This is a genomic window from Specibacter sp. AOP5-B1-6 (genome assembly GCF_052376555.1).
Taxonomy (GTDB): domain Bacteria; phylum Actinomycetota; class Actinomycetes; order Actinomycetales; family Micrococcaceae; genus Specibacter.
In genome coordinates, this window is the sequence record NZ_JBQSVT010000012.1 from 110,731 (window position 1) to 119,042 (window position 8,312).

The 8,312-nt window shown below is 61.7% G+C and carries 9 protein-coding genes and 1 pseudogene; 4 read left to right on the forward strand and 6 right to left on the reverse strand.

Annotation, left to right across the window (positions count from 1 at the left end; genetic code table 11):
- Positions 1-100: 100 nt before the first annotated feature.
- The 4 genes from ACT3TS_RS08475 to ACT3TS_RS08490 all read right to left on the reverse strand — a co-directional run bounded on the left by ACT3TS_RS08475 (position 101) and on the right by ACT3TS_RS08490 (position 3,158).
- The gene (locus ACT3TS_RS08475) at positions 101-580 is read right to left on the reverse strand and encodes a PIN domain-containing protein (protein ID WP_444531071.1); all 480 of its coding nucleotides are present in this window, start codon (positions 578-580) and stop codon (positions 101-103) included.
- Positions 577-789 (reverse strand): type II toxin-antitoxin system VapB family antitoxin, encoded by a 213-nt coding sequence (locus ACT3TS_RS08480; RefSeq protein ID WP_444531072.1) that lies wholly within the window; start codon positions 787-789, stop codon positions 577-579. Before ACT3TS_RS08480 ends, ACT3TS_RS08475 begins: the two co-directional genes overlap by 4 nt.
- 343 nt (positions 790-1,132) lie before the next feature.
- Positions 1,133-1,927, reverse strand: coding sequence for an ABC transporter ATP-binding protein (locus ACT3TS_RS08485; RefSeq protein WP_444531073.1), 795 nt, complete (start codon positions 1,925-1,927; stop codon positions 1,133-1,135).
- Positions 1,920-3,158, reverse strand: a complete 1,239-nt coding sequence (locus ACT3TS_RS08490) for an MFS transporter (protein WP_444531074.1) — start codon at positions 3,156-3,158, stop codon at positions 1,920-1,922. The genes ACT3TS_RS08485 and ACT3TS_RS08490 overlap by 8 nt, the downstream gene beginning before the upstream one ends.
- 185 nt (positions 3,159-3,343) lie before the next feature.
- Here ACT3TS_RS08490 and ACT3TS_RS08495 point away from each other — a divergent pair, with 185 nt between their 5' ends.
- On the forward strand, positions 3,344-4,006 hold the full coding sequence (locus tag ACT3TS_RS08495; protein ID WP_444531075.1) for a FadR/GntR family transcriptional regulator: 663 nt from the start codon (positions 3,344-3,346) through the stop codon (positions 4,004-4,006).
- A gap of 256 nt (positions 4,007-4,262) precedes the next feature.
- Positions 4,263-4,550: pseudogene (locus tag ACT3TS_RS08500) on the forward strand (hypothetical protein); the annotation flags it as partial.
- 115 nt (positions 4,551-4,665) lie between these two features.
- Here the strand turns inward: ACT3TS_RS08500 and ACT3TS_RS08505 are convergent.
- A complete protein-coding gene (locus ACT3TS_RS08505) occupies positions 4,666-5,292 on the reverse strand; it encodes a TetR/AcrR family transcriptional regulator (RefSeq protein ID WP_441887680.1) in 627 nt (208 codons plus the stop codon).
- A gap of 103 nt (positions 5,293-5,395) precedes the next feature.
- On the opposite strand from ACT3TS_RS08505, the gene ACT3TS_RS08510 reads away from it, so the two are divergent.
- Both ACT3TS_RS08510 and ACT3TS_RS08515 read left to right on the forward strand, forming a co-directional pair.
- On the forward strand, positions 5,396-6,253 hold the full coding sequence (locus ACT3TS_RS08510; protein WP_441887681.1) for an SDR family NAD(P)-dependent oxidoreductase: 858 nt from the start codon (positions 5,396-5,398) through the stop codon (positions 6,251-6,253).
- Positions 6,254-6,530: 277 nt separating this feature from the next.
- On the forward strand, positions 6,531-6,980 hold the full coding sequence (locus ACT3TS_RS08515; RefSeq protein ID WP_441887682.1) for a VOC family protein: 450 nt from the start codon (positions 6,531-6,533) through the stop codon (positions 6,978-6,980).
- A 244-nt stretch (positions 6,981-7,224) separates the two neighbouring features.
- Here the strand turns inward: ACT3TS_RS08515 and ACT3TS_RS08520 are convergent, their stop codons facing one another.
- On the reverse strand, positions 7,225-8,133 hold the full coding sequence (locus ACT3TS_RS08520; RefSeq protein ID WP_444531076.1) for a DNA glycosylase AlkZ-like family protein: 909 nt from the start codon (positions 8,131-8,133) through the stop codon (positions 7,225-7,227).
- Positions 8,134-8,312 lie beyond the last annotated feature (179 nt).

The following is an 8,312-nucleotide window of genomic DNA, read 5'->3' on the forward strand; positions in this document are numbered from 1 at the left end:
CAACGCTCCGAAACACTCGCCGCGGCACGAGCAAAAAACCCGATTCGCTTCGCCCAAAACACAGACCCTAAAATCCTCGATCTACCCGGCCCGGCGTGGATCAACAAACCCAGGGAAAACACAGAAAAAGAAGCCGCCTAACTCCCGTTGGTACCATCCGACTTGAAAAATTCCGAGGCGCGACGTACTCGTATTTCAGATCGCTCACTGCAGCAATATGGCCGAAATCATGGTCTGCGGCCAGCACAGTCGCCTCGTTCACGATCGCGTAACCTGCGATGAGAATATCGAGCGAGCCCGCTGCACGAACAAGGCCCGAATTCCACAGAGCGCTCTGAATGTCGAGCACCAGCGATTCGTCGGGCGCATGTTCCAACGGGAATCCCAGAGAGATCTGCTCCCGGTACTGTGTGTATTCACCGGGAGTCCGGGCGCTGTGACAGAACTCCAGAACCTGCGGAGGACAGGTTACGAAGAGGTCCGACGGTGCTCGCTCAATGTGCCGCAGTCTCGCAGTGATGAGGGCATCACCAGACGCGAGCCGGGCCCAGACGGAGTTGTCGACCAGGTAGTCGGTCACGAGGCCTGGGCCGGAGCAACAACCGGCGCGCCAAGTTCGGATTCCAGGTCTTTCAAAGCGGAGATCCCGTCAACCATCACACCCTTTTGCTTCGAGGCGATAAGGCGGCGCAATGCGAGATCGAGGACGGCGCGGTTCGATCTCTCACCGGTGAGCACCCTTGCACGCTCGATCAACTTCAGGTCCAGGTCGACACTTGTGACTGCCATAATGGACTCCCTTCTCCATATAACTGATTATATAACAATGGAATCTGGGCGTCACTGCTTCGAGCAGACAGCGATGCGAGACAAAATACCCCGCCCGAGAAGATGGAGGCCACTTACATTTGAGCTCCAGGGAGAGGACTGCCGCTGATCTACGTCATTCTTGGAACATTGGTTGAGCTACGCTCAATCGCAGGGACAGAAATACCCGGATGCCAAAGCATTCCGGGTATTTCCTACGATCTGGACCGAAACGGTTCTAAACATTAAATCTAAATTCCACCGCGTTCCGGCACGGAGCAACCTCTGGCTGCGCAGAGTCGGCCCCCATGCACCTCCGGATCATTCAGCTCCTCGCGAGCGCGCGAGCCTGCCAGCGACCAGAACGATGCTCGACCTCGATCGGGTGGTCGAAGCATTCGCTTACCAGCTCGGTCGTCAGCACCTCTCGGGCCGGGCCCGATGCATATCCCTGTCCGTCCTTGATCAGCATCGCGTGGGTCGTCGTCGTGGGTAGCTCTTCGAGATGGTGCGTCACCAGGATGGTGGCGAGGTCTGGTCGAGCCCTGTGCAGCTCGTCGACGGTGGTGAGGAACAACTCGCGCGCGGCTACGTCGAGTCCCGTGGAGGGCTCGTCCAGTAGCAGGAGTGGAGGGTCAGGCAACAGTGCGCGTGCGATGAGAGCGCGTCCACGTTCGCCCTGCGACATCGTCGACCAGGTCGCCGTTTCAAGACCATTAAGTCCGAGCATCTCGATCAGCTCGTCGGCACGAGCTTGGATGGCCGCATCAGGAACCCATCGCGGCATGAGCTCAGTCGTGCCCGTTGCACCAGTGAGAATGACCTGCCGGACGGTGAGCGGCGAGTTGAGCGGGTGGCGCGGATTAACGTGTCCGATGGATTCACGCAGTTCTCGGATGTCTACGCGACCAAGCTTGCGCCCGAGCACGTGGACGCTGCCACGGGTGGGATGCTTCACCGCGCCGCACATGCTCAGAATGGTGCTCTTTCCGGCTCCATTCGGCCCGATCAGCGCCCATCGCTCCCCCGCGTGTACTGTCAGGTGGATGTCGCTGAGGATCTGCAGGGAATCCCGCACAAAGTCAACGCCTTCGAGGCGCAGGATCTCGCGGTCAGCCATGAGTACTCTCTACCAGTTCAAGGGTCTCGCCCTGCGGCTCAAGGCTCTCAGCAGATAAGCTCCGACGTTCCTTGAGGAAGAACGAGAGCCCGAAGCCGACCACGAGGAGGGCAGCGACGATTATGAAGACCGTCTGGATGTTCGTTTGGTCCGCGATGGATCCCAGCAGTGGGCTGACCAACCCTCCGAGCGAGAGGGTAAGCCCCAAGGTGACGCCGCTGGCCATGCCGATTCTGTTCGGCAAGTAGGAGTGTGACAATGTGATCTGCGCAGCGAACGGCAGGAACAGGCTCGCGCCCAGGACCGCCGTCGCGACGATGACCACCGCCGGTGACGGCGCGAGCACGATCGCGATGGTCGAGACAGCCGCGAGCAGGTATCCGGTCCGGACGACGCGCAGCCTTCCGAAGCGGTCGGCCAGCCAGCCTCCGGCGAGGGTTCCCACCGCGCCGGCCGCCGGGAACACAGACAGCGCGATCGATGCGAAGCCTGGGGCCACGTCGAACCGCTGTATCGAGTACAGGGAGATGAAGGTGGACGTACCCACGTAGGCGACCGACCAGGTGGCCAGTACCGCGGTGAGCCACATGAAAGCACTCCAGTCGTCCGGAATGGAAGTCCTGGCCGCTGCGGTGGCTCGCTCGATGGGTACCGTCCGTGAGAACAGGTGCCGCCATGAGACCGGGGCGTACACCAGCCCGAGCACTACAGCGGGAATGATGAGGAATCCTGTGCCTGACAGACCGAACGTTCCCACAACGAGGATCACTGCCGACGGAGCGAGCGCCACGCCGACGTTCCCGCCCACTGAAAACAGACTCATCGATCTGCTCGTGCCGCCGCCGAGCTCGCGCGCTTCCATCGTCGCTGCCGGGTGATAGGCCGCGACACCGATTCCGGAGATCGCCACGACGATCCAGACGGCCGCGTACGAGTCCGCAACTATGCCGCTCAGTGCGATGCCCAGCCCAGCTGCAAGGAGCCCCGCCAAGCTCATCCAACGCATTGCGTAGCGGTCGCTGAGGTATCCGAACATCGGCTGGGCAACACTGGACAGAGCAGTCGCCGCGAGCGTGATCCCCGCGACTGCCGCATAGGAGTACTCCGCGTGGAGGACGAAGAACGGCAGCAGCGCTGCGACCGCGCCGGTATAGAAGTCATTTGCTGCGTGGGTGGCGGTCAGTGCCCACAAGCCCAGCCGGTTGCGAGTGTGAGGTGGGGACGTGCTCATGTGCTTCTTTCGATCTGAGGCGCAGATTTGATGCGCAAGAAGTGACGAGACTGGCATAAGTGAAATCACTCCGCGAACAGGACCGCCGGTCGGGTCAGTTCCTGCTGCGGCATCCAAGGAGAAGTATCTGAGGCATGCGGTAGACTATACACAACTTCTCAGACAAGTAGCGGAGTGGAGGCTTCATGGCACAGGTGAGACGAACCCCGCTTGCAGAGCAAGCAGCAGACTTGCTTCTCGAGCGCATCCGCGCAGGCGAGTGGTCACTGGGATCGAAGCTCCCGGGCGAGAACACGCTCGGGCCTCAGCTCGGCGTCGGCCGTTCGACAGTACGAGAGGCCATCCGCCGCCTCGCGGGGCAAGGAGTTCTGACGACCCGGCAGGGAGCTGGCGTGTTCGTGGCCTCGCTCGACATCATCGAGGACTGGAGCACTGCGCTGCGGCAGGCCGACATCAACTCGGTGATCGAGGCACGCATCGCAATCGAGGTCGAGGCCGCCGCACTTGCAGCCGAGCGGCGCTCCCCCACTGAGCTAGGGGTGATGAAGCGTGCCGGAGACCAGCGCGACGCACAACGAACTGACATCGAAGCGCACGTCGACGCGGACATCGCCTTCCATCGCGCGATTGTCGCAGCGGCACACAACCCAATCCTCGTCGACTTGTTCGACAGCTTCACTCCGCGCAGCCGGCAAGCAATGATCGATCTTCTGCGCATCAACGGAGAGTTCGGGAGCGACACGGACCAGCACGCGCACCTCGGCATCCTGGACGCGATCACGGACCGAGACGGGCAGACGGCTGCAGCCCTCGCGCGTGAGCACTTGCTGACCCTCAAGATCGGCTGAGGACACCGACCGCAGGTTGCGTCTTTGGTCGGGAATGGCAAGCGAGGAAGCCGTGACTGTACCGCCTGAGTCTCGCCGGAGGTTAGATCGAAAATCTAACCTCCACCGCATTTCCTTGGGCCGATCTGACACTCAGCGGTGCCTCACTCACGACGAAGGCCGACGTCGACCCGGCGCTGTTCTTGGCCGTACTGCACACCCGCGCTGCTGACTACGTAGCCGGACAGGACGCCTCGAACCCGGTGATCAGCCCCTCGCCGGCTTGCCTCCGCTGCTCGTGCAAGCTGGATCTCACGAGATCCTCCTCGACGATGCTCTGCGGGTAACCTCTCGCGCTGCCGAAGCCGACGCGTCGGTCACGCTTGAGATCACCTCTGGTGTTTCCCACGTTTTCCAGGGCTTCGCCGTGGCCCTCGACGAGGGCGCGGCGGCGCTGGACTCCGTAGCCACATTTCTGCGTGCCCAGCTCGGATCGACACTGCAACCCTGCGGTGCGACGGCTAGCGGGCTCAGGGTCCTGACGGCAGCTTCCACTAGACGTTGAAGCGGAACTCAACCGCGTCGCCGCACGTACCAATCTTTGACCTAGTGCGTCGCGATTAATCAAGACAGCGGGCATGCGGCAAAGGAGTCCTTCGTTCAGATCTCCGGAATGTGCCTCAACGTGGTCGCAACCCCGTCATCACCAAGGCGAGAACCGCGTCGGCGAATTGATTGTCCAGTTCGCCCGTTCGCAAGAGCCAACGATGAAAGATCGGACCGAACAGCAGTTCAACCGCCAGTCCCGAGTCCACCGACGCGTCGATCTGGCCAGCGCGAATGCCACTCGCAATACGGGCGGCGCACGCATCAAGCTGAGGGCGAAGCAATAGACGCACCAGTTCCTCCGCGACCGCGATATCAGTCTGAATCTCAGCGGTAATCGCACGTTGAAGACGGTCATTAGCCGGCTCGACCATCGCAGCAACGGTTCCCCGGAGCACGAATCGAAGATCGGATTCAAGATCTCCCGTATCAGGCAGCGCAACCACTCCCTCCCCTTGCGAGTTGACCTCCAGGATCGCGTCGAAGAGTACTGCAGCCTTCGAACGCCACCATCGATAGATCGTCTGCTTCCCAACGCCGGCTGCGGCAGCGATTCCCTCGATGGTGAGCCGGTTGTACCCGACGTCAGCTACGAGCTCGCGGGTGGCGGAAAGGATCGCCCGACGGGCGCGATCGCTGCGCCGGGAAGTATCGGGGCCCGGTACAGCAGAGGGCGGCAAGCCGGGATCTACGGAGGTCATGTCAACATCCTACGGCACCACTAGACGAGACGTTCCGTCTTGACCGGAATAAATCTGTTTTCTATCCTAACGAGACGCACCGGATCGCTGGAGGGAACTCGACATGCCGGAAGCATCACGCCCCACTCGCGTCTGGCTCATCACCGGAGCCGGCCGCGGACTCGGCCGCGCATTTGCGCAGGCCGCACTGGACCAAGGAGATCGCGTCCTCGGAACAGTTCGCCGCCCCGGAGTGCTGGCAGATCTGCAGACCAGCTACCCGAACTCGGTGCAGGAGATCCTGCTCGATGTCCGTGATGCCGCTGCAGTCGCCACCGCTGTCGATATCGCGTCGCAGGCCTTCGGCGGCATCGACATCGTCGTCAACAATGCCGGGGGCGGGATGGTCGGAGCCATCGAAGAACTCGACGAACAGCAGGCTCGCGAGCATCTCGACCTGAATCTATTCGGCGTGATGTGGGTCTGTCGGGCCGCGATCCCCCACCTGCGGGCACGCGGTGGCGGCGATATCGTGCAGATCTCGACCGTCGGAGCCATCGGCTCGATGCCGACGTTCGGGCTATACAACGCGGGCAAGTGGGCACTCGAAGGTTTCAGCGAGGCGCTGGCTGCCGAGGTCGCACAATTCGATATCCGAGTCACAATCGCCCAGCTAGGTGGATTCGCGACCGACTGGGCAGGGTCGAGCATGTCGTTCGCGGCCCCAAAACCGGAGTACGACGCTCTCCGCACCTCCCTGTTCGGCACTGCGGAGATCCCTTGGCCCGCAGTCGATCCTGAAGCGCCATCGACGGACGCCGATCCGCACGCTGCGGCTGAGGCACTAATCGCACACCTGTCAGAACCCGACCGCCCGCTGCGAGTACTGATCGGTGACGATGCACGAGAACACGCGACCCTGGCATACACCGCCCGCCGCGATTCCTACGGCGAAGACAGGGACTTCCACTGGCCGTCATAAACGCCTGGATCCGCGCGCAGAATCTCCCCAAGTTCCGTTGATTGCGTGGGAATTTTGCCGCCCGAAAGTAAGCCGTTGAGGCGGGACTCCACCGCGCTCGGACACCGCGCATCAGATTTCAGCAATGTATGATCGGGACGTGATTACCGGATCGGCTCCATGCCATGCACAGATCGGCAAACCGGTAGTTCTCTGAGTCGCCGCCGGTCGACCCGATCGCCGGACTTACTCTGCTCGCTCGAGTGCACGTATCGCCGTTCGCGAGCGCAGACTTTTGGTGTGCCGTTCGAAGGCCCCTGCATCGAACGGCATCAACCACGCGTCATACCCAGGCACCGACAGGAGAAACACCATTTCAGCAAAGTTCAATCACACCATCATCGCCTCGAAGGATCGTCTCGAGGCCGCAAAGTTCTATCGGGAACTCATCGAAGCATCGGAGGCCGCATCTTGGGGCCCGTTCACCAATATCACGCTCGACGGCGGCGTGATGCTGCAGTTTGCGGAGCCACCCGTCGAGATCCAGATGCAGCACTATGCGTTTCTGGTCGACGACGAGCTCTTCAACCGCGCCTACTCGCGCTTGGTCCGCTGGGGCGTCAGCCACTGGGCCGACCCGCAGATGACTCGTTCCGGGGAGACCAACACCGAGCACGGTGGGCGCGGTGTCTATTTCAAAGACCCCGCTGGGCACGCCATCGAACTCATCACCCAGCCGTACCTATAGGGCGGCTGGGACAGGCTAGTCGAACGTTCATCGGGTCAGCCCCTGTGCTCGTTCTGCTGGGATGGAATCACTGCTGCAGCAGCGCGAAATCTAAGGCTTGTATCCGGTAATCAGCAGCAGAACAATGGTCAAATCAACAGTGATTACACGCTGAAGCGGAACTCCACCACGTTCCGGTACAGAGCAACCTCTGATGTGGACCGTCGCTCGGTATCGTGCCGGACGGACTCGGCGACAGCTACCCTCACCCTTGAGCGGAGACGTTCGAAACCTGCTGGTCCGGTCCGTGTATCCGTCGAACCTCGTGATCGAGCGATGCTCCGTCGAGGCTGCGCTCTTCAGCAAAATGTTTGACGTGTACCTCCCCTCCCCGACGTCGCCAGGTTCCAACCACCCGACCGCCGGTGAGCACGAGATTGCTCCCCTTGGTCACTTCCGCGCGATGACGCGGATCGACGATCCGCGAATCGGCGGTACCCGGCCCCATGACCCAAGGGTCAAATCCTGGGATGAGACGGACGACAACGCTTGACCGAGCCTCGCGCATCGCGTCGAGATCCTCACGGAGCACGTACGCCTCCGAGCCAGCCGACTCCACCTCGATGAGTTTGTCCATATTCATGGAAAGCCATCGCGAAACCATGCGCGACGGGACAGAGAGGCCCTCGGTCAGCCAGTATCGAAGGTTCTCCCGTGTGGCCGGTGCGTATGATCGTAGGTAGTCGCAGACAACCCCGGCCCCGATCGCGTCGGCATCGATATCTTCTACAGCGAGTGGCTCCGGCAGATCGGGCCCTCCACTGCGCAGCTGGAACGTCGTCTGACCGCCGCGTTTCGGGCCGAAACTGATATCTCCCCACCAGTGAAGCGGCTTGTAGAGGGTGTCCGAGCCCGCACCAAGAGCGGCGGACGCGAGCGAACCGAGAGTAGCGCTATCCCTGAGAGCCGATGAGATCTCTTCGCGGGTGCGAGGAGCTTCCTGAAGGATGTCGCGCATCGCCGCGCGAAATGGCTCCCAGTCTTCAAGGACGAATCCCGCCTGTCGCTGGAAACGGGGGTTCTCCCAACTTCGGGACAATGCGCGTGCTGCAAGGATGAGAGACCCAGCCTCCGGCGTGAAGACGTAGGACCCGCCTCTGAACGCGTAGCTCATGATCAGCGCCCTGTGTTACCCGTCGCGCTATTTGACGATGGCGTCGTCGCCTTGAATGGCGACGGGATTGGTGGGTTTGGTCGTCACCGTGACGCGCTGGTCGTCATGGCTGCCGGGTAACGTGCACCGCAATTTAGCCTCGTCGTCATGGTGACGCCGGTTGCAGGGCATGGCAAAGC